This is a genomic window from Ramlibacter sp. (genome assembly GCF_041916345.1).
Taxonomy (GTDB): Bacteria; Pseudomonadota; Gammaproteobacteria; order Burkholderiales; family Burkholderiaceae_C; genus Ramlibacter.
The window spans coordinates 1-19,136 of sequence record NZ_JAYRZR010000001.1; the positions used below are offsets into that span (position 1 = coordinate 1).

16 protein-coding genes are annotated in these 19,136 nt (G+C 70.1%); 12 read left to right on the forward strand and 4 right to left on the reverse strand.

Going from position 1 to position 19,136, the window contains the following annotated elements:
- Positions 1-306: 306 nt before the first annotated feature.
- Both ACE3T5_RS00005 and ACE3T5_RS00010 read left to right on the forward strand, forming a co-directional pair.
- Positions 307-678, forward strand: coding sequence for a hypothetical protein (locus ACE3T5_RS00005; RefSeq protein WP_374663097.1), 372 nt, complete (start codon positions 307-309; stop codon positions 676-678).
- A 4-nt stretch (positions 679-682) separates the two neighbouring features.
- Positions 683-1,573 carry a serine/threonine-protein kinase gene (locus tag ACE3T5_RS00010; RefSeq protein ID WP_374663099.1) on the forward strand — a complete coding sequence of 297 codons (891 nt, stop codon included), beginning with the start codon at positions 683-685 and terminating at the stop codon, positions 1,571-1,573.
- On the opposite strand, the gene ACE3T5_RS00015 is transcribed toward ACE3T5_RS00010, so the two are convergent.
- On the reverse strand, positions 1,539-2,156 hold the full coding sequence (locus ACE3T5_RS00015) for a C40 family peptidase (protein WP_374663101.1): 618 nt from the start codon (positions 2,154-2,156) through the stop codon (positions 1,539-1,541). The genes ACE3T5_RS00010 and ACE3T5_RS00015 overlap by 35 nt on opposite strands.
- A 134-nt stretch (positions 2,157-2,290) precedes the next feature.
- Between ACE3T5_RS00015 and ACE3T5_RS00020 the strand changes: the two genes are divergently transcribed.
- From ACE3T5_RS00020 to ACE3T5_RS00030, 3 genes are all read left to right on the forward strand, one after another.
- Positions 2,291-3,469 carry a PQQ-dependent sugar dehydrogenase gene (locus ACE3T5_RS00020; RefSeq protein ID WP_374663103.1) on the forward strand — a complete coding sequence of 393 codons (1,179 nt, stop codon included), beginning with the start codon at positions 2,291-2,293 and terminating at the stop codon, positions 3,467-3,469.
- Positions 3,470-3,545: 76 nt separating this feature from the next.
- On the forward strand, positions 3,546-4,145 hold the full coding sequence (locus tag ACE3T5_RS00025) for an isochorismatase family protein (RefSeq protein WP_374663105.1): 600 nt from the start codon (positions 3,546-3,548) through the stop codon (positions 4,143-4,145).
- Between the two features lie 112 nt (positions 4,146-4,257).
- Positions 4,258-6,153, forward strand: a complete 1,896-nt coding sequence (locus ACE3T5_RS00030; RefSeq protein ID WP_374663107.1) for a propionate--CoA ligase — start codon at positions 4,258-4,260, stop codon at positions 6,151-6,153.
- A 19-nt stretch (positions 6,154-6,172) separates the two neighbouring features.
- Here ACE3T5_RS00030 and ACE3T5_RS00035 read toward each other — a convergent pair whose 3' ends face one another.
- Complete coding sequence (locus ACE3T5_RS00035; protein ID WP_374663109.1) at positions 6,173-7,495, reverse strand: tetratricopeptide repeat protein; 1,323 nt, start codon at positions 7,493-7,495, stop codon at positions 6,173-6,175.
- Between the two features lie 197 nt (positions 7,496-7,692).
- On the opposite strand from ACE3T5_RS00035, the gene ACE3T5_RS00040 reads away from it, so the two are divergent.
- The 5 genes from ACE3T5_RS00040 (at position 7,693) to ACE3T5_RS00060 (ending at position 15,229) form a co-directional block, all read left to right on the forward strand.
- Positions 7,693-10,563, forward strand: coding sequence for a 2-oxoglutarate dehydrogenase E1 component (locus ACE3T5_RS00040; protein ID WP_374663111.1), 2,871 nt, complete (start codon positions 7,693-7,695; stop codon positions 10,561-10,563).
- A 114-nt stretch (positions 10,564-10,677) separates the two neighbouring features.
- Positions 10,678-11,934: a 2-oxoglutarate dehydrogenase complex dihydrolipoyllysine-residue succinyltransferase gene (gene odhB, locus ACE3T5_RS00045; protein ID WP_374663113.1), complete on the forward strand. Its 1,257-nt coding sequence runs from the start codon at positions 10,678-10,680 to the stop codon at positions 11,932-11,934.
- A gap of 160 nt (positions 11,935-12,094) precedes the next feature.
- Positions 12,095-13,522 carry a dihydrolipoyl dehydrogenase gene (gene lpdA, locus ACE3T5_RS00050; protein WP_374663115.1) on the forward strand — a complete coding sequence of 476 codons (1,428 nt, stop codon included), beginning with the start codon at positions 12,095-12,097 and terminating at the stop codon, positions 13,520-13,522.
- 13 nt (positions 13,523-13,535) lie between these two features.
- Positions 13,536-14,636, forward strand: a complete 1,101-nt coding sequence (zapE, locus tag ACE3T5_RS00055; protein WP_374663117.1) for a cell division protein ZapE — start codon at positions 13,536-13,538, stop codon at positions 14,634-14,636.
- Positions 14,633-15,229 carry a hypothetical protein gene (locus tag ACE3T5_RS00060; RefSeq protein ID WP_374663119.1) on the forward strand — a complete coding sequence of 199 codons (597 nt, stop codon included), beginning with the start codon at positions 14,633-14,635 and terminating at the stop codon, positions 15,227-15,229. The genes zapE and ACE3T5_RS00060 overlap by 4 nt, the downstream gene beginning before the upstream one ends.
- Positions 15,230-15,259: 30 nt before the next feature.
- Here the strand turns inward: ACE3T5_RS00060 and ACE3T5_RS00065 are convergent, their stop codons facing one another.
- Entirely contained in the window at positions 15,260-16,033 is a 774-nt protein-coding gene (locus tag ACE3T5_RS00065) for a PP2C family serine/threonine-protein phosphatase (RefSeq protein WP_374663121.1), read from the reverse strand.
- A 99-nt stretch (positions 16,034-16,132) separates the two neighbouring features.
- Between ACE3T5_RS00065 and ACE3T5_RS00070 the strand changes: the two genes are divergently transcribed.
- Positions 16,133-16,336, forward strand: a complete 204-nt coding sequence (locus ACE3T5_RS00070; RefSeq protein ID WP_374663123.1) for a YdcH family protein — start codon at positions 16,133-16,135, stop codon at positions 16,334-16,336.
- The gene (locus ACE3T5_RS00075) at positions 16,333-18,372 is read left to right on the forward strand and encodes an ATP-dependent DNA helicase (RefSeq protein ID WP_374663125.1); all 2,040 of its coding nucleotides are present in this window, start codon (positions 16,333-16,335) and stop codon (positions 18,370-18,372) included. The genes ACE3T5_RS00070 and ACE3T5_RS00075 overlap by 4 nt, the downstream gene beginning before the upstream one ends.
- Here ACE3T5_RS00075 and ACE3T5_RS00080 read toward each other — a convergent pair.
- Positions 18,335-19,132, reverse strand: coding sequence for an outer membrane protein assembly factor BamD (locus tag ACE3T5_RS00080; RefSeq protein ID WP_374663331.1), 798 nt, complete (start codon positions 19,130-19,132; stop codon positions 18,335-18,337). The two genes, ACE3T5_RS00075 and ACE3T5_RS00080, sit on opposite strands and share 38 nt — an antisense overlap.
- Positions 19,133-19,136 lie beyond the last annotated feature (4 nt).

Genomic DNA, 19,136 nt, shown 5'->3' on the forward strand with positions numbered 1-19,136 from the left:
CCCGGCCCAGGTGTTCATGGCGCTGGGCGGCCGCGCCGTGCCGGGCTCCGGCCTGTCGTTCGCGGTCTATCACACGCAGCCGGACGGCCCCTATCCGCCGGCCCGGGGGCGCCTGGCCGACCTGCATGCGCTGGCGCGCCGCGCCGCGACGCAGGCGCCCGCGGCCGGCCGGGTCGGCCCGCGCCCGCGGGCCCAGGTCCGGAGGACACCCTCCGCATCCCGCCGCCGCCGGCGCAGCCGCCGCGGCCGGCCACGCCACCGGCTCGCGCACCGGCCGTGTCGGTGGCCCAGGCGGCGCCGAATGCCGTGTCGCAGCCGGACATCGTGCTGGCGCCCACGCTGCCGATCACCGCGGCCGACACGGTGAGCAAGGCGGTGCTGGCCGACCTGCAGCCGCTGCTGCGCCACGAGCTGAACCAGGTGGGCGTGCAGGTGCGCGAACAGGCGCAGATGATGGCGGCACTGGAGGGGCGCCTGCAGTCGTTGCCGCAGCTGGTGGCCGCCGAGGTGCGGCTGGCCCTGGCCCAGCGTGAGCGCGACCAGGCCCGCGAGGCGCCGCCGGCGCCCGCGCCGCAGCCCGCACCCGGCGTCTCGGGTGCGGTGGTGATGGCCATGGCCGCCGGGCTGGTGGTGCTGTTCGGCGCGGTCGTGGTGCTGGCCGTCGTCGCCCTGCGCTGACGCGATGGACGCCACGGCTGATCCGGTGCTGCTCGGCGGGCGCTATGCGCTGCGGCGGGCCATCGGTTCGGGCGGCATGGCGCAGGTGCATGCGGCGGACGACCTGGAAACCGGCGAGACCGTGGCGGTGAAGCTGCTGCGCGACCCGGTGGAGTCCGGCACCCTGGACCGCCGCCTCCTGCAGGAGCTGCTGGCCGCCGCGCAGGTGCGCCACCCGAACCTGGTGGGCGTGGTCGACTTCGGCATCGACAACGCGAGCCAGCGGCCGTTCTTCGTGATGGAGCTGCTGCACGGCGAAGACCTGGCGGTGCATCTCGCGCGCGAGGGCGCCTGCGAGGCCGAGACCTTCATTCCGCTCTTCTGCGGCGCGCTCGACGGGCTCGACGCCGTGCACCGCGTGGGCATCATCCACAAGGACATCAAGCCGCCGAACCTGTTCATGGACCGGCGCGACGCGGCCGAGCCCCGGCTGCGCGTGATGGACTTCGGCATCGCCCACCAGATGCAGCGCTCGCGCATCACGCAGGAGGGCGGCCTCGCCTGCACGCCGCGCTACACCGCGCCCGAGTACCTGACGCGCAGCGAGGTGCTGCACGCCTCCGACGTCTACCAGATGGGCCTGGTGCTGGCGGAGGCACTGCTGGGCTGGACGATGGTGGAGGACGGCCCGTTCGCCACCGTGGCCTATGCCCATGTGCGGGGTGAGCTGCGATTGCCCCCCGGCCTGAAGGGCAGCCCGGTGGGCCAGGTGCTCGTGAAGGCGCTGGCCCGCGAGCCGCGTGAGCGGTTTCCCTCCGCCGGGGCCTTTGCCCACGCGCTGCGCCAGCTCGATCTCGCCGCGGCCGGCGCGGCCGTGGAGCTCAATGCCGCGCTGTATCGGCGCCCGTCGGCGTGAACTCGCCAGCCACCGTGCCGCCTGCCGCCGGCAGCACGCGGCGCGCACCGTCGAAGCGACGGTTCCAGTAGGCCATGGACATGTCTTCCACCCGCACCTGGGCACCCGGGCGCGGCGAGTGGATGAACTTGCCTTCGCCGACGTAGATGCCCACGTGGCTGAACGCGCGGCGCATGGTGTTGAAGAACACCAGGTCGCCGGGCTGCAGGTCCTCGCGCTCGATCTTCTGCGTGGCGGCCGCCTGGGCGTCTGCACGGCGCGGCAGGATCAGGCCCACGGTCTGCTCGTACATCGCCTTCACGAAGCCACTGCAGTCGAACCCGGTCTCGCTGGAGTTGCCGCCGCGCCGATACGGCACGCCCAGGAACCCCATTGCGGTGACGACGAGCTCCGAGGCCTGCCGTGCCACGGCGCCGGCGCCCTCGGACACCTTGCCGCTCACGTCCTGACGGACGGCGTCGAGACGCTGGAGCAGGCCCTTCTCGGCCAGGAAGCGGTTCACGTCGTCCTCGGCGACGGCCGGGGGCAGGGCGTGGGCGCTGGAGGCAAGAGCCAGCAGCAGGGCGAGGGGCCAGCGGCGCATGGGGGCGGAGGTTAGCCCCTATCGAGTTGAGATGTCAAGCGAGGAATCTCATTCAACTTGTTGATTTGAAATGATGTTCGTGGGGATTTCGGGGTCTTTCGCACGGCCGGTGCGGTGCTGGACCAGAATGCCGCATGACCGCAGTTGCCTCGTTTGCGGCGCCGCATGGCCGGCGCTCCCCCCGCTGGAACACCGCCACCATCGTGCGGAACCTCGCGCGACTGGCCACCGTGCTGGGCCTGGCCACGGCCGCGCTCGCGGGTCCGGCCGTGGCGCTCGCCGCGCCGCGTGCCGAGCCGATCGCTGAAGGGCTGGCGCATCCCTGGGGCCTGGCCTTCCTGCCCGACGGCCGATTCCTCGTGACCGAGCGCCCCGGTCGCATGCGCATCGTCCAGCCGGACGGCGCCGTCGGCCCGGCACTGGCCGGCGTGCCGGCCGTGGTGGCACGCGGGCAGGGCGGCCTGCTGGATGTGGCACTGGACAGCGGCTTCGCCGCCAATCGCACGCTCTACTTCTGCTACTCGGAGGCCGGCGAGGGCGGCAACGGCACGGCGCTGGCCCGCGCCCGGCTGGCCGCGGACCACAGCCGGCTGGACGACGTACGCGTGATCTTCCGCGGCCGCCCCAAGGTGGAGAGTTCGCTGCATTTCGGCTGCCGCATCGTCGAGGCGCCCGACGGGCACCTGTTCCTGACACTCGGCGAGCGCTACCAGCGCATGCAGGACGCGCAGACGCTGGACAACCACCATGGCAAGGTGGTGCGCATCGGCAAGGACGGCACGGTGCCCCGTGACAACCCGTTTGTCGCACGTGCGGGCGCGCTGCCGGAGATCTGGAGTCTGGGACACCGCAATCCGCAGGGCGCCACCTGGGGCCCGGATGGCCGCCTGTGGACCCATGAGCACGGGCCCCAGGGCGGCGACGAGGTGAACCGGCCGGAGCCTGGCCGCAACTACGGCTGGCCGCTGATCACCCACGGCGAGAACTACGGCGGCGGTCCCATCGGTGACGGCCAGTCGGCCCGCGCGGGCCTGGAGGCGCCGCTGCACCACTGGGTGCCCTCGATCGCCCCCTCCGGCATGGCCTTCCTGGCCTCCGACCGCTACGGGCCAGCCCTGCGCGGCAGCCTGCTGGTGGGCTCGCTGAAGTTCGGCGCGCTGGTCCGCCTGGAGGTGCAGGGCGATCGCGTGCTGCGCGAGGAGCGCTGGCTGAGCGGCCTGGGCCGGGTGCGTGACGTGCGGGTCGGCCCGGACGGGCTGGTGTACCTGCTCACCGATAGTCCGCAGGGGCGGCTGCTGCGCATCAGGCCGTGACGGCCTGCGGGTGCTGATGCAGGCCGTGCGAGAGCACGGCGGGCTGGAATAATCGCACGGTCACTCCAGGAAACCCATGCTGCTTGCCGCCGATGATTGCCAGCTCGTGCTGGTCGACTACCAGACCCGCCTGATGCCGGCCATCCACGGCGGCGACGAAGCCGTTCGCAACGCGGTGCGCCTTGCGCAGGCGGCCCGGCTGCTGGGCGTGCCGCTCTGGGCGACCGAGCAGAATCCCGCCGGGCTGGGCCCCACGGTCGAGGCGCTGCGGCCGCTGGTGGAGGGGCGCGTGATCGCCAAGACCGCATTCGGCGCGGCCGAGCTGCTGCTGCCACGCCTGCAGCCGGCCGCCCGTCCGCCGCAGGGCAACGCGCGCAGCCTGCCCCGGCACCTGCAGAAGGCCGTGCCCGCGCCCGCGCGCGAGACCCTCCTGCTGGCCGGCTGCGAGACGCACGTCTGCCTGCTGCAGACGGCGCTGGGCCTGCTGGAGGCGGAGGTGGACGTGTGGGTCGTCACCGACGCCAGCAGCTCGCGCACCGAGCGCAACCGCGACGCCGCGTTCGACCGCCTGGCCGCTGCCGGCGCCGAGCTGGTGACCACCGAGATGGTGGTCTTCGAGTGGCTGCGCGATGCCACGCATCCGAACTTCCGCGAGGCGCTGGCGCTGGTGAAGTAGCGCCGGGGGTCTTCGGCTGGACGGGGATCGTCGGCCTGCGGACAATTCCACGTCAGGTCCTCGCAAGGGCGACGGTCACAATCACCGGCGCCCAATCACAAGGAGACAAGGCATGACGTCGTACGCCGAATTCCATCGCCGCTCGCTCACCGACCGCGACGCCTTCTGGGCCGAGCAGGCGAAGCTGATCGACTGGCAGGCCCCGCCGCAGCAGATCTGCGACGACAGCAAGCCACCCTTCACCCGCTGGTTCGTGGGGGGCACCACCAACCTGTGCCACAACGCGGTCGATCGCCACCTGAAGGACCGCGCGGACCAGCGCGCGCTGATCTTCGTCTCCACCGAGACCGGCCAGGAGAAGGTGTACAGCTTCCGCGAGCTGCACGCCGAGGTGCAGCGCATGGCGGCCGTGCTGCAGGCCCTGGGCGCCGGTCGTGGCGACCGGGTGCTGATCTACATGCCGATGATCCCGGAGGCGGTGTTCGCCATGCTGGCCTGCGCCCGCATCGGTGCCATCCACTCGGTGGTGTTCGGCGGCTTCGCCTCGGTGTCGCTGGCCTCGCGCATCGAGGACGCCACCCCCAAGCTGGTGGTCAGCGCCGACGCCGGCTCGCGGGGCGGCAAGGTCGTGCCCTACAAGCACCTGCTGGACGAGGCCATCCACCTGTCGCAGCACAAGCCGCAGGGCGTGCTGATGGTCGACCGCGGCCTGGCACCGATGGAGATGACGGCTGGCCGCGACCATGACTGGGCCACGCTGGCCGCCCGCCATGCCGACGCGCAGGTGCCGTGCGAGTGGCTGCAGGCCACCGACATCAGCTACACCATCTACACCAGCGGCACCACCGGTCGGCCCAAGGGCGTGCAGCGCGACGTGGGTGGCTACGCGGTGGCGCTGGCGGCGTCGATGAAGCACATCTTCCTGGGCAAGGCCGGCGAGACCTACTTCTCCACCAGCGACATCGGCTGGGTGGTCGGCCACAGCTACATCGTCTATGGCCCCCTGCTGGCCGGCATGGCGACCATCCTCTACGAGGGCCTGCCGATCCGCCCCGACGCGGGCATCTGGTGGAGCCTGGTCGAGAAGTACCAGGTCACCTCGATGTTCAGCGCGCCCACCGCGGTGCGCGTGCTGAAGAAGCAGGACCCTGCGTTCCTCAAGAAGTACGACCTGTCCAGCCTGCGCGCGCTGTTCCTGGCCGGCGAACCGCTGGACGAACCCACGGCGCGCTGGATCAGCGACAGCCTGGGCGTGCCCATCATCGACAACTACTGGCAGACCGAGAGCGGCTGGCCCATCCTCACCATCGCCAACGGCGTCGAGAAGAAGCCCAGCAAGTTCGGCAGCCCCGGCGTGCCCATGTACGGCTACGACGTGAAGATCGTGCACGAGTCCACCGGCGAGGAGCTGACCGCGCCCGACCAGAAGGGCGTGGTCGTCATCGAGGGGCCCACGCCGCCGGGCTTCATGCAGACGGTGTGGAACGACGACGAGCGCTTCGTCAAGACCTACTGGTCCAGCATCCCGGGCCGGCAGGTCTACAGCACCTTCGACTGGGGCATCAAGGACCAGGACGGCTACTTCTACATCCTGGGCCGCACCGACGACGTGATCAACGTGGCCGGCCACCGTCTGGGCACGCGCGAGATCGAGGAGAGCATCTCCAGCCACCCGAACATCGCCGAGGTGGCGGTGGTGGGCGTGGCCGACCAGCTGAAGGGCCAGGTGGCCATGGCCTTCGCGGTGGTGAAGGATGCCTCGGCGCTCGTGGACGACGCGGCCCGGCTGAAGCTGGAAGGCGAGGTGATGAAGGTGGTGGACGAACAGCTGGGCGCGGTGGCGCGGCCGGCCCGCGTGCGTTTCGTCACCCTGCTGCCCAAGACGCGCAGCGGCAAGCTGCTGCGGCGCGCCATCCAGGCCGTGTGCGAAGGCCGCGACCCTGGCGACCTGACGACCATCGAGGATCCGTCGGCGCTGCAGCAGATCAAGGAACTGGTGCAGGCCTGAACGGCCGGACGCAGCCGGCTCAGGCCGGCTTGCGCGCGACCACCAGGTGGCCCGCCAGGGGCGTGCCCCCCTCCTGGCGCAGCTCCATCGGCTCGATCGTCACCTCGGTGAGGCCGGCCGACCGGCACAGCGCCTCGACAGCCGAGGCCTTGTGGGCATACCGCATCGAGGGGCGCAGCACCAGATCGGCCTCGTCCTCGCCCGCCGTCTCGCACGAGAAGACGAGTCGGCCACCCGGCTTGAGGATGCGCGCGGCGTCGGGGATCGCCCGCGTCAGGTCGCCCATGTAGATGAACACGTCGAGCGCCGTGATGACGTCGTACAGACCCTCGGGCGTGGCCTCGAGCGCCTCGCGGACGTCGACCTGGTGGAAGCGGTGATAGAGGTTGTGGCGCGCGGCCTGGTCGATCATCGGCCGCGAGATGTCCACGCCGATGAGCGCCCCCTGGATGGGGCCCAGCGCCACGCCCAGCAGGCCGGTGCCGCAGCCCAGGTCGAGCACGTTCAGCTGCCGGTCGGGGTGCCACTCGACCAGGCGCTCGGCCACCTGCTTCGGCAGGCGGTAGCGCAGGCTGCCCACCACGTGCAGGTCCCAGACTTCGGCCACGCCATCGAACAGGGCCTGGGCGATGCCTGCCGGCTGCTGCGGCGGCACCCGGCCCTGGGCCACCTCGTTCCAGAACTGCAGCTCGGGGCTGTCGGGATCGTCGGCGAGCAGGGCGGTCACGTCCTGGCGGGCGAGTTCCAGTTCGCCGGCGGCCACGGCGGCCTGCAGGCGCCCGAAGCGGGCCGCCTTGCTGGACGGCTCCAGCGCCAGCAGCTCGGTGTAGGCCGCGACCGCCTCGGCATGCCGGCGCAGCGCGCCCAGGTCCCGCGCGCGCCAGAGCAGCAGGCCCGCGCGGGCCGAGGCCGGGGCCAGCTGCAGCGCGGCCTCGACCCAGGGCAGGGCGATGTCGGGCCGCTGCGCGCGGTGGGCGACGTCGATCACGCGCGACAGCAGTCCCGCGTTCTCGGGATCCATCTGCACGGCCTGCTGGGCGGCGGCGATGGCCTCGGGAAACTGGTTGGCCCGCGCCAGCGCCATCGCCAGCTCGGTCAGCGCCACGCTCCAGCCCGGCGCGGCACCCACGGCGCGCCGCGCCATCTCGATCGAGCCGGCCGGGTTGCCGGAGGCTTCCGCCAGGCGGCAGCCGAGCAGGTAGACGCGGGCGTCGGCCGGGTTCTTGCGGACCAGGGTATTCAATTGCTGCGCGGCGTCGTTCAGTCGGCGCTGCAGGATCAGGCTCTCCACCGCCTGCAGGCGGGTCCGGAGGATGTCGTCGGGGGCGGTGGCGGTCGTCATGAGGGCGCGATTATCCGCGAAGGCGCGCACCCGGCCGGTGCGAAACGGTGGCGCCCGGCGCCTTTCGGTGGCACAATCGCGCCCGCAACAAGGCCCTTCCTAAGCCACAGTCGCATCCGCCAACCGGTTCAGCCGTGCCGCGGAAGGTTGATCAACCAACTCATGTTCCCTGCAGGGGAACGGAAAGTAGCGCACGCATGAGCGAGCCCGGCTCCGTCTACACGGCCTATCAAGGCAACTCGTACCTCTTTGGCGGCAACGCGCCGTACGTGGAGGAGATGTACGAGAACTACCTCGCCAACCCCGGCAGCGTCCCCGACATCTGGCGCGACTACTTCGACGCGCTGCAGCACGTGCCGGCCGTCGACGGCAGCAACGCCAAGGACGTCCCCCATCTCCCGGTCGTCAACGCCTTCGCCGAGCGCGCCAAGCAGGGCGGCACCAAGGTGGTGGTCGCCGCCGGCGCCGACCTGGAGCTCGCCCGCAAGCGCACCGCCGTCCAGCAGCTGATCGCGGCCTACCGCAACGTGGGTTGCCGCTGGGCCGACCTGGACCCGCTCAAGCGCACCGAGCGCGAGAACATCCCCGAGCTGGAGCCTTCCTTCTACGGCTTCTCCGACGCCGACCAGGAAGCGGTGTTCAACATCAGCAACACCTTCTTCGGCAAGGACAGCATGTCCCTGCGCGAGCTGATGAACGCCCTGCGCGAGACGTACTGCGGCACCATCGGCGCCGAATACATGTACATCAGCGACCAGGGCCGCAAGCGCTGGTGGCAGCAGAAGCTGGAGTCGATCCGCAGCAAGCCGAACTTCAGCGCCGAGAAGAAGCGCCACATCCTCGACCGGCTCACCGCCTCCGAGGGCCTGGAGCGCTTCCTGCACACCAAGTACGTCGGCCAGAAGCGCTTCTCGCTGGAGGGCGGCGAGAGCTTCATCGCGTCGATGGATGAACTGATCCAGCAGGCCGGCACCCGCGGCGTGCAGGAGATCGTGATCGGCATGGCCCACCGCGGCCGCCTGAACGTGCTGGTCAACACCCTGGGCAAGATGCCCAAGGACCTGTTCGCCGAGTTCGAGCACACCGCCCAGGAAGACCTGCCCGCCGGTGACGTGAAGTACCACCAGGGCTTCAGCTCGGACGTCACCACCCCTGGCGGCCCGGTGCACCTGTCGCTGGCCTTCAACCCCTCGCACCTGGAGATCGTGAATCCGGTGGTCGAGGGCTCGGTGCGCGCCCGCATGGACCGCCGCGGCGACGCCGCCGGCAAGCAGGTGCTGCCGGTGCTGGTGCATGGCGACGCCGCCATCGCCGGCCAGGGCGTCGTGCAGGAGACGCTGGCGCTGGCCGAGACGCGCGGCTACTACACCGGCGGCACGGTGCACATCGTCATCAACAACCAGATCGGCTTCACCACGTCGGACCCGCGTGACGCACGCTCCACGCTGTATTGCACCGACATCGTCAAGATGATCGAGGCGCCGGTGCTGCACGTGAACGGCGACGACCCCGAAGCCGTGGTCCTGGCCACGCAGCTCGCGCTGGACTACCGCATGGAGTTCAACAAGGATGTCGTGATCGACATCGTGTGCTTCCGCAAGCTGGGCCACAACGAGCAGGACACGCCGGCGCTCACCCAGCCGCTGATGTACAAGAAGATCGCCCAGCACCCCGGCACGCGCAAGCTGTACGCCGACAAGCTGGCGGCCCAGGGGCTGGGCGAGAGCCTGGGCGACGACATGGTCAAGGCCTATCGCGCCGCGATGGACGCCGGCAAGCACACCGTCGATCCGGTCCTGACCAACTTCAAGAGCAAGTACGCCGTCGACTGGAGCCCCTTCCTGGGCCGCAAGTGGACGGACGCCGCCGACACCGCCATCCCGGTGGCCGAGTGGAAGCGCCTGGCCGAACGCATCACCACGGTGCCCGAGAGTTTCACCGTCCATCCGCTGGTGCGCAAGGTGCTGGATGACCGTGCCGCCATGGGCCGTGGCGAGATGAACGTGGACTGGGGCATGGGCGAGCACATGGCCTTCGCCTCGCTGGTGGCCAGCGGCTACCCCGTGCGCCTGTCGGGTGAGGACTGCGGCCGCGGTACCTTCGTGCACCGCCACGCCGTGCTGCACGACCAGAACCGCGAGAAGTGGGACGTCGGCACCTACACGCCGCTGCAGCACGTGGCCGATGGCCAGGCGCCCTTCGTCGTGATCGACTCCATCCTGTCCGAGGAGGCGGTGCTGGGCTTCGAGTACGGCTATGCCTCCAACGACCCCAACACGCTGGTCATCTGGGAAGCCCAGTTCGGTGACTTCGCCAACGGCGCGCAGGTCGTCATCGACCAGTTCATCGCCTCCGGCGAAGTGAAGTGGGGCCGCGTGAACGGCATCACCCTGATGCTGCCGCACGGCTATGAGGGCCAGGGTCCCGAGCACAGCTCGGCCCGCCTCGAGCGCTTCATGCAGCTGTCGGCGGACACCAACATCCAGGTCTGCCAGCCCACCACGGCCAGCCAGATCTTCCACTTGCTGCGCCGGCAGATGGTGCGCAACCTGCGCAAGCCGCTGGTGATCATGACGCCCAAGTCCCTGCTGCGGAACAAGGACGCCACCTCGCCCCTGTCGGAGTTCACCAAGGGCAGCTTCCAGACGGTGATTCCGGAGCACAAGGACCTGAAGGCCGAGAAGGTCAAGCGGGTCATTGTCTGCTCAGGCAAGGTCTACTACGACCTGGCCAAGAAGCGCGAGGAGAAGGGCGCCGACGACGTGGCCATCCTGCGCGTGGAGCAGCTCTATCCGTTCCCGCACAAGGCCTTCGCCACGGAACTGAAGAAGTACCCGAACGCGGCCGACGTGGTGTGGTGCCAGGACGAGCCGCAGAACCAGGGCGCGTGGTTCTTCATCCAGCACAACATCCACGAGAACATGCTGGAAGGCCAGAAGCTCGGCTACGCCGGCCGGGCCGCCTCGGCCTCGCCCGCGGTGGGCTACTCGCACCTGCACGTGGAGCAGCAGAAGGCGCTCGTGGATGCGGCCTTTGCCAAGCTCAAGGGGTTCGTCCTCACGAAGTAAGGCGACGCCCCGACACGCGCGTGGCGCGTGCAGGGGTTGCTCTGCGTGGTCGACGCCGACCCTTCGGGCGGGTCACCGTGCAGATTGCGCACAGACTGATTCTGAAAGATTCTTATGGCTATCGTTGAAGTGAAGGTCCCGCAGCTCTCCGAATCCGTGGCGGAAGCCACCATGCTGCAGTGGAAGAAGAAGGCCGGTGAGGCCGTGGCGATCGATGAGATCCTGATCGAGATCGAGACCGACAAGGTCGTGCTGGAAGTGCCGGCGCCCGCTGCCGGCGTGCTGGCCGAGATCGTGGTGGGCGACGGCGGCACCGTGGTGTCGGATCAGCTCATCGCGAAGATCGATACCGAAGGCAAGGCGGGCGCCGCCGCGCCCGCGCCGGCCCAGGCGGCGGCTGCCGCGCCCGCCGCGGCCGCGACTCCTGCAGGTGGCGGCAAGGGCGACATCGCCATGCCCGCCGCCGCCAAGCTGATGGCGGACAACAACGTGGCCGCCGGCTCCGTGGCCGGCACCGGCCGCGACGGCCGTGTGACCAAGGGCGACGTGCTCGGCGCCATCGCCGGCGGTGCCGCCAAGGCCGCCGTGGCCGCCCCGGTGCCGGTGGCCGCCGCGCCCAAGGCGGCGCTGCAGCAGGTGGCCGCGCCGGTCGGCGCGCCCAACCTGGGTGACCGCCCCGAGCAGCGCGTGCCCATGAGCCGCCTGCGCGCGCGCATCGCCGAGCGCCTGGTGCAGTCTCAATCCACCAACGCCATCCTCACCACCTTCAACGAGGTGAACATGGCCCCGGTGATGGAGATGCGCAAGCGCTTCCAGGACAAGTTCGAGAAGGAGCACGGCGTCAAGATCGGCTTCATGTCCTTCTTCGTGAAGGCCGCGGTGCACGCGCTCAAGAAGTACCCGATCCTGAACGCCTCGGTGGATGGCAACGACATCGTCTACCACGGCTACTTCGACATCGGCATCGCGGTGGGCTCGCCGCGCGGCCTGGTGGTGCCGATCCTGCGCAATGCCGACCAGATGTCGTTCGCCGACATCGAGAAGAAGATCGCCGAGTTCGGCCAGAAGGCCAAGGATGGCAAGCTGGGCCTCGATGACCTGGCTGGCGGCACCTTCTCCATCTCCAACGGCGGCGTGTTCGGCTCCATGCTCTCCACCCCCATCATCAACCCGCCGCAGTCGGCCATCCTGGGCGTGCACGCCACCAAGGACCGCGCGGTGGTGGAGAACGGGCAGGTGGTGGTGCGCCCGATCAACTACCTCGCGATGAGCTATGACCACCGCATCATCGACGGCCGCGAAGCCGTGCTGGGCCTGGTGGCGATGAAGGAAGCGCTGGAAGACCCAGCCCGCCTCCTCTTTGATATCTGACCCACCCCCGTTGACGTCCCGCTGCGCGGGCCGTCATCCCCCCTCAAGGGGGCGACACCAGCGGCCCGGCGAAGCCGGTTCCGCGGTGTCTCCCGAAGGGGCCTTGCTTCGCTCGCCCGATTGTGGCCAGGCCAGGCGAGTGAATGACTGAAAGAATGAAATGACCAAAGCATTTGACGTGGTGGTGATCGGCGGCGGCCCCGGCGGCTACATCGCGGCCATCCGCGCGGCGCAGCTGGGCTTCAACACCGCCTGCATCGACGAGTGGAAGAACGACAAGGGCGGCCCGGCACCGGGCGGTACCTGTACCAACGTGGGCTGCATCCCGTCCAAGGCGCTGCTGCAGTCGTCCGAGCACTACGAGCACGCGGGCAAGCACTTCGCCGAGCATGGCATCGGCGTGCAGGGGCTCTCGCTCGACGTCGCCAAGATGATCGGCCGCAAGGACGCGGTCGTGAAGCAGAACAACGACGGCATCCTGTACCTGTTCAAGAAGAACAAGGTCAGCTTCTTCCACGGCCGCGGTTCGTTCGCCAAGGCGGTGGAAGGCGGCTACGAGATCGCCGTGGCCGGCGCCGCAACCGAGACGCTGGTGGCGAAGCAGGTCATCGTCGCCACGGGCTCCAGTGCCCGCGCGCTGCCTGGCGTGCCGTTCGACGAGGAGAAGGTGCTCTCCAACGATGGCGCCTTGCGCATCGGCGCGGTGCCGAAGAAGCTGGTGCTGATCGGCTCCGGCGTGATCGGCCTGGAGATGGGCTCGGTCTGGCGCCGCCTGGGCGCCGAGGTGACGGTGCTCGAAGCCCTGCCCACGTTCCTGGGCGCGGTCGACGAGCAGATCGCCAAGGAGGCCAAGAAGGCCTTCGACAAGCAGGGCCTGAAGATCGAGCTGGGCGTGAAGGTCGGCGACATCAAGACCGGCAAGGCCGGCGTCTCCATCGCCTACACCAGTGCCAAGGGCGAGGCGCAGAAGCTGGAGGCCGACAAGCTCATTGTCTCCATCGGCCGTGTGCCCAACACCACCGGCCTGAACGCGGAGGGCGTGGGTCTGAAGCTCGACGAGCGGGGTGCCATCGTGGTCGACGCCGACTGCCGCACCAACCTGCCGGGTGTGTGGGCGGTGGGGGACGTGGTGCGCGGCCCCATGCTGGCGCACAAGGCCGAGGAAGAGGGTGTGGCCGTGGCCGAACGCATCGCGGGCCAGCACGGCCACGTGAACTTCAACACCATCCCCTGGGTGATCTACACCAGCCCGGAGATCGCGTGGGTCGGCCAGACCGAACAGCAGCTCAAGGCCGCGGGCGTCGCCTACAAGGCCGGCACCTTCCCATTCCTGGCCAACGGCCGCGCGCGCGCGCTGGGCGACACGACCGGCATGGTCAAGTTCCTGGCGGACGCGAAGACGGACGAGATCCTGGGCGTGCACATCGTCGGCCCGATGGCCAGCGAACTGATCGCCGAGGCCGTGGTGGCGATGGAGTTCCGCGCTTCCAGCGAGGACATCGCCCGCATCTGCCATGCGCACCCTTCGCTGTCGGAGGCCACCAAGGAAGCCGCGCTGGCTGTCGACAAGCGCACGCTGAATTTCTGAGCGCCGCCGCAGCGTGCCTTCGGTCCGAGAAGTCTACGAAGCGGAACTGGCCGCGCGCGGCTACCAGAGCGACCCCGCACAGCTGCGCGGGGTCGAGGCTCTGGAGCGCTGCGCGACCGAGTGGGCGCAGTACAAGGAGCAACGCTCCAACGTCTTCAAGAAGCTGATCAACCGCCCCGCGATCCCGCGTGGCGTGTACATGTACGGGGGGGTGGGCCGCGGCAAGAGCTTCCTGATGGACTGCTTCTTCCAGGCGGTGCCGGTGGTGCGCAAGACGCGGCTGCACTTCCACGAGTTCATGCGCGAGGTACACCGCGAGCTGGCCGAGTTGCAGGGCACGGTGAATCCGCTCGATGCGCTGGGCGAGCGCATCGCGAAGCGCTACCGCCTGATCTGCTTCGACGAGTTCCACGTCGCGGACATCACCGACGCGATGATCCTGCATCGCCTGCTGGTGGCGCTGTTCGACAACGGCGTGGGGTTTGTCACCACCTCCAACTTCCGCCCGGACGATCTGTACCCGAACGGCCTGCACCGTGATCGCATCCTGCCGGCCATCGCGCTGCTGAACGAGAAGCTGGAGGTGCTGAGCGTGGACAACGGCACCGACTACCGGCGCCGCACGATGGAGCAGGTGCGCCTGTACCTCACGCCGCTGGGCGAGGCGGTCGACGCCGAGATGGACGAGGCGTTCACCCGCCTGGCCGAGGCGCACGACGAGAGCCCGGTGCTGCACATCGAGCACCGCGAGATCCGCGCGCGCCGCAAGGCCGGCGGCGTGGTGTGGTTCGACTTCCGCTCCCTTTGCGCAGGGCCGCGCTCGCAGAACGACTATCTGGAGATCGCGACCCAGTTCCACACCGTGCTGCTGTCCAACGTGCCTCGCATGTCGGTGCGGCTGGCCTCGGAGGCGCGGCGGTTCACCTGGTTGATCGATGTGCTGTACGACCGCCGCGTGAAGCTGATCCTCTCGGCCGAAGTGCCCCCCGAGCAGCTGTATACGGAAGGTCCGCTCGCGCACGAGTTCCCGCGGACGGTGTCTCGCCTCACCGAGATGCAGTCGTCGGAGTTCCTGGCGCTCGAGCACCGCACCGTGGATACGCGACTGACATGACCCGTCGGCTCGTCAGTGTCGTCATCGCGCTGCTGGCGGCGACCGCCGCGCACGCCGACGACGAGGCGGCCGAGCGCGCGCGCATCGGCGTCGAGCGGGCCACGGTGGAGCAGCGCTTCGCCGCCGAGGAGCGGGACTGCCAGACGCGCTTCGCGGTGAATGACTGCCTGCGCGCCGCGCGCAAGCGCCGGGCGGACGCCATGGCGGATCTGCGCCGGCAGGAGCAGACGCTGGACGATGCCGCCCGCCGGCAGCGTGCGGCGCAGCGCCAGGTGGAGCTGGATGAGCGCCAGTCGCCCGAGCGGCGCGAGGCCGAGGCGCGCGAGCGCCGTGAGCGCCTGGCCGCGCAGGCCGAACGCCAGGCGCAGGCCGAGCAGGAGGCGGCGCGACGCGCGGCGCGTGCGGCTTCAGCTGCCCGTTCGCCCGAGGCCGATCGGGTGCGCAGCCGCCAGACCGACGCAGAGGCGGCGCGGCGCAACCGCGAGGCCTTCGAGGCGCGTGAACGCGAGGCGCGCGAGCGCAAGGCGAGGGTGCTGGAGCGCGCCGCGAAGCCGCGCAAGGCGGCCTCCGCGCTGCCGCCGCCGGCGCGCTGACAGGCGGCTCCCCGCCTGTCGATGCGGGCCTCAGCGGCCCAGGGGTTCCAGCTTGACGATGACCAGCGACAGGTTGTCGCCGCCACCATGGGCGCGGGCGCGGGCCTTCTCGATCAGGAACTCGGTGGCCTCGCGCGGGGAAAGCGATGACAGCACGGACCCCAGCTCCTGCGGGCTGAAGTAGTGCCACACGCCGTCGCTGCAGGCCATGAGGATGTCGCCTGGCTCCAGACGCTCGATGTAGTGCAGGTCCATCGGCGGGTCGTCATCGGCGCCCAGGCAGCCCATCAGGATGTTGGACTGCGGGTGCACGTTGGCCTCTTCCTCGGTGAGCTGGCCCGCATCCACCAGCGTCTGCACGTAGGAGTGGTCCATCGTGCGCTTCACCAGCCGGTTCTGGTGGTAGTGGTAGATGCGGGAGTCGCCGGCGTGGACCCAGTGGCACTCGCCATCGGGATTGATCAGGAAGGCGGCCAGCGTGCTGTGCGGCTCCTGCTCGGAGGAGATCGCCGTCAGCTTGATGACGAGGTGCGCCTCGGTCACGATCTGCTTCAGCAGGGACGGCGGGTCGTCGTTGTCGGGCGAGTAGCGCTCGAACAGCTGGCGCGCCGTCATCATCACCTGGTCGGAAGCCTTGCGTCCGCCGCTGCGGCCGCCCATGCCGTCGGCCACGATGCCCAGCATGCACCCCTGCACCCGGTGATGGGTGAGCAGCGCGATCTGGTCCTGCTGGTATTCGCGGTCACCCTTGTGGATGCCGGTCGAGGCCGTGATGCGGTAGCCCTTGGAGGAACTGGTAGCCATGCTGGAAGCGATTGTGCACCCTGGGTGCGAATCTCGAAAAATGCTTTCGAAAGACGTATTATCGACCGATCCGGCCCATGGGCCGCAGCCCCGGCACCCTTGGACTCGAACCTGCATTCTCCCGAACGGCGGCTGATCGAGCTGCGCATGGAACACGCCGACCTCGATGCGCTGATCGACGGCGCCGCCGCGCAGACCCCGGTCGATGAACTGATGATGCGCCGCCTCAAGAAGCGCCGCCTGGCCCTGCGCGACGAGATCGCCCGCCTCGAGCGCGTGCTCGACCCCAAAGAGCCCGCGTGAGCGTCGGCCTCGTCGACCTCACGCGCGAGGCCTTCGCGGCGCTCGGGCCGCTGGCCCGGGCCGCCGACGACTTCCTGCCGCGCGAAGGCCAGACCCAGATGGCCATGGCCGTGGCCGCCACGGTGGAGGCGGGCGGCGTGCTGGTGGTCGAGGCCGGCACCGGTGTCGGCAAGACCTTCTCCTACCTGGTGCCGGCGCTGCTGAGCGGCGAACGCGTGCTGCTCTCCACTGCCACCAAGACCCTGCAGGACCAGCTTGCCGGCCGCGATCTGCCGCGGCTCGCGCAGGCGCTGGGCGTGCCGGTGCGGCAGGCGGTGCTGAAAGGCCGCGCCAGCTACCTGTGCCTGCACCGGATGGAACTGGCGCGACGAGACGCCACCCTGCCGGACCGAACCGCCGTGCGTGCGCTGGCCAAGGTGGAGCAGTGGGCCCAGTCCACCGCCAGCGGTGACCTGGCGGAACTGCCGGGCCTGGACGAGCGATCGCCGGTGATCCCGCTGGTCACCTCCACGCGGGAGAACTGCCTGGGCTCGCAATGTCCCAAGGCCAAGGCCTGCCACGTGAACCTCGCTCGGCGCGAGGCCATGGCCGCCGACGTGGTGGTGGTCAACCACCATCTGTTCTTTGCCGATCTCGCGGTGCGCGAGTCCGGCATGGCGGAGCTGCTGCCGACGGTGCGGGTCGCCGTCTTCGACGAGGCGCACCAGCTCAACGAGACCGGCGTGCAGTTCCTCGGGCGGCAACTGGGCACGGCGCAGGTGCTCGACTTCACCCGAGACCTGCTGGCCGCGGGTCTGCAGCTCGCGCGGGGCCTGGCGGACTGGCAGCAGCACGCCGCGGCCTGCGAACGCGCCGCCCGCGACCTGCGCCTCGTCGTCGGCCGGACGCCGCCTGGTGCCCGGCTGCGCTGGCAAGGGCCTGCACCCGATGGCGTGCCCGAGCCGGAATGGACGGCCGCGCTCAACGAGATCATCGCGGCCCTGCAGGGTGCCGCCGAGGCGCTGGACACGGTGTCGGAGATCGCACCGGACTTTCCGCGCCTGCACGAACGCGCGCTGTCCCTCACTGAGCGCACGCGCGCCTTCCTGGCGCCGCCCGCGGAAGGCAGCATCCGCTGGGTGGATGCCGGCAACCACCTGCGCCTGGTGGAGTCCCCGCTGGACATCGCGGAGGCGGTACGCAGCCGCATGCTGCGCCTGCCCGAGGCCGGTGCCGAGGCCTCGCGGCGCAGCTGGATCTTCACCTCCGCCACGCTGGGTGACGACGACCGCCTGACCTGGTTCACCGAACCCTGTGGCCTGCAGGACGCGCACATCCTGCGCGTCGGCAGTCCGTTCGACTACGCCCGGCAGGCCGCGCTGTACGTGCCGCGAGCCATGCCGGCCCCCAACGACCCGGGGCATGCGCCGGCGGTGGCCCGGTTGGCGGAGCAGGGCGCGCGACGCCTCGGCGGCCGCACGATGGTGCTCACCACGACCCTGCGCGCGCTGCGCGCCATTGGCGAACAGCTGCAGGATCGGCTGGGCAGCGAGGGCGCGCTGGAGGTGCTGGTGCAGGGCCAGCAGCCCAAGCGCCTGCTCATCGACCGCTTCCGCGAGGGTGACTCGCGCGGCCGCCCCGGTTGCGTGCTGGTCGCCTCGGCCTCGTTCTGGGAAGGCGTGGACGTGCCGGGGGACGCGCTGCAGCTGGTGGTGATCGACAAGCTGCCCTTCCCGCCGCCCAACGATCCGCTGGTGGAGGCGCGCGCGCAGCGCCTGCAGGCGCAGGGCCGCAACGCCTTCAACAGCTACTACGTGCCGGAGGCGGCCGTGGCCTTGAAGCAGGGCGCGGGGCGGTTGATCCGCAGCGAGGCGGACCGCGGCGTGCTGGTGGTGTGCGACCCGCGGCTCGCCACCATGGGCTACGGCCGGCGCCTGCTGGCGGCGCTGCCGCCCATGCGGCGGCTGGAGGCGGCCGATCAGTTCGAGGCGGCGCTGGATGCGCTGGGGGCCGACCCGGCTACCAGAACTTCCACCACGGGTCTCCGGGACCCTTGAAGCCCTTGCTCAGGAACTCGCTGGCGGGGTAGTTCTTCTCGAGCACGCGGCGGGTGTCGTCGCGCAGCTGCGCCATGCCCAGGGCATCGTAGGAGCGCATGAGCACGAACAACGCCTCTTCCAGCGCGGGCACGTCGCGGTAGTCGGCCAGGGCGGCCTGGGCCCGGTTGATCGCGGCCACGTAGGCGCCGCGGTTGTAGTAGTAGCGCGCCACGTGCACCTCGTACTGGGCGAGCGAGTTGACGATGTACGTCATGCGCGCGCGGGCATCGGGCGTGTAGCGGGAATCAGGGAAGCGGGTGGTCAGCTCGCGGAAGGCCTCGAACGATTCCTTGGCGGCCTTCTGGTCACGCTCGGACAGGTCCTGGCGGGAGACGAAGGCGAACAGCCCGAGGTTGTCGTTGAAGTTGACCACGCCCTTGAGGTACAGCGCGTAGTCGATCGCGGGGCTGGCCGGGTGCAGCTTCATGAAGCGCTCCAGCGTGGCCACCGCCTGCGCCGGGTCGTTCGCCTTGTAGTGGGCGTAGGCCTTCTCCAGCTGGGCCTGCTGCGCCAGCGGGGTACCGGCGGCGCGGCCCTCCAGCTTCTCGAACAGCAGCACGGCCTTGTCGTAGGCGCCGGCGCTCATCTCGTCGCGTGCCTCCGCGTAGATGCGGTTGGGGCTCCACTTCGAGGTCTTGTCGTCGTCGGTGGACGCGCAGCCGGCGATTGCCAGGGCGGCCAGCACGGCGGCCAGCGTCGATAATCGGTCTCGAAGGATCACG

Coding starts and splice junctions, on each gene's coding strand:
- odhB (WP_374663113.1), top strand. CDS start 10,678: ATGGCTATCGTTGAAGTGAAGGTCCCGCAGCTCTCCGAATCCGTGGCG.
- ACE3T5_RS00030 (WP_374663107.1), top strand. CDS start 4,258: ATGACGTCGTACGCCGAATTCCATCGCCGCTCGCTCACCGACCGCGAC.
- ACE3T5_RS00035 (WP_374663109.1), bottom strand. CDS start 7,495: ATGACGACCGCCACCGCCCCCGACGACATCCTCCGGACCCGCCTGCAG.
- ACE3T5_RS00065 (WP_374663121.1), bottom strand. CDS start 16,033: ATGGCTACCAGTTCCTCCAAGGGCTACCGCATCACGGCCTCGACCGGC.
- ACE3T5_RS00010 (WP_374663099.1), top strand. CDS start 683: ATGGACGCCACGGCTGATCCGGTGCTGCTCGGCGGGCGCTATGCGCTG.
- ACE3T5_RS00015 (WP_374663101.1), bottom strand. CDS start 2,156: ATGCGCCGCTGGCCCCTCGCCCTGCTGCTGGCTCTTGCCTCCAGCGCC.
- lpdA (WP_374663115.1), top strand. CDS start 12,095: ATGACCAAAGCATTTGACGTGGTGGTGATCGGCGGCGGCCCCGGCGGC.
- ACE3T5_RS00020 (WP_374663103.1), top strand. CDS start 2,291: ATGACCGCAGTTGCCTCGTTTGCGGCGCCGCATGGCCGGCGCTCCCCC.
- ACE3T5_RS00060 (WP_374663119.1), top strand. CDS start 14,633: ATGACCCGTCGGCTCGTCAGTGTCGTCATCGCGCTGCTGGCGGCGACC.
- ACE3T5_RS00025 (WP_374663105.1), top strand. CDS start 3,546: ATGCTGCTTGCCGCCGATGATTGCCAGCTCGTGCTGGTCGACTACCAG.
- ACE3T5_RS00040 (WP_374663111.1), top strand. CDS start 7,693: ATGAGCGAGCCCGGCTCCGTCTACACGGCCTATCAAGGCAACTCGTAC.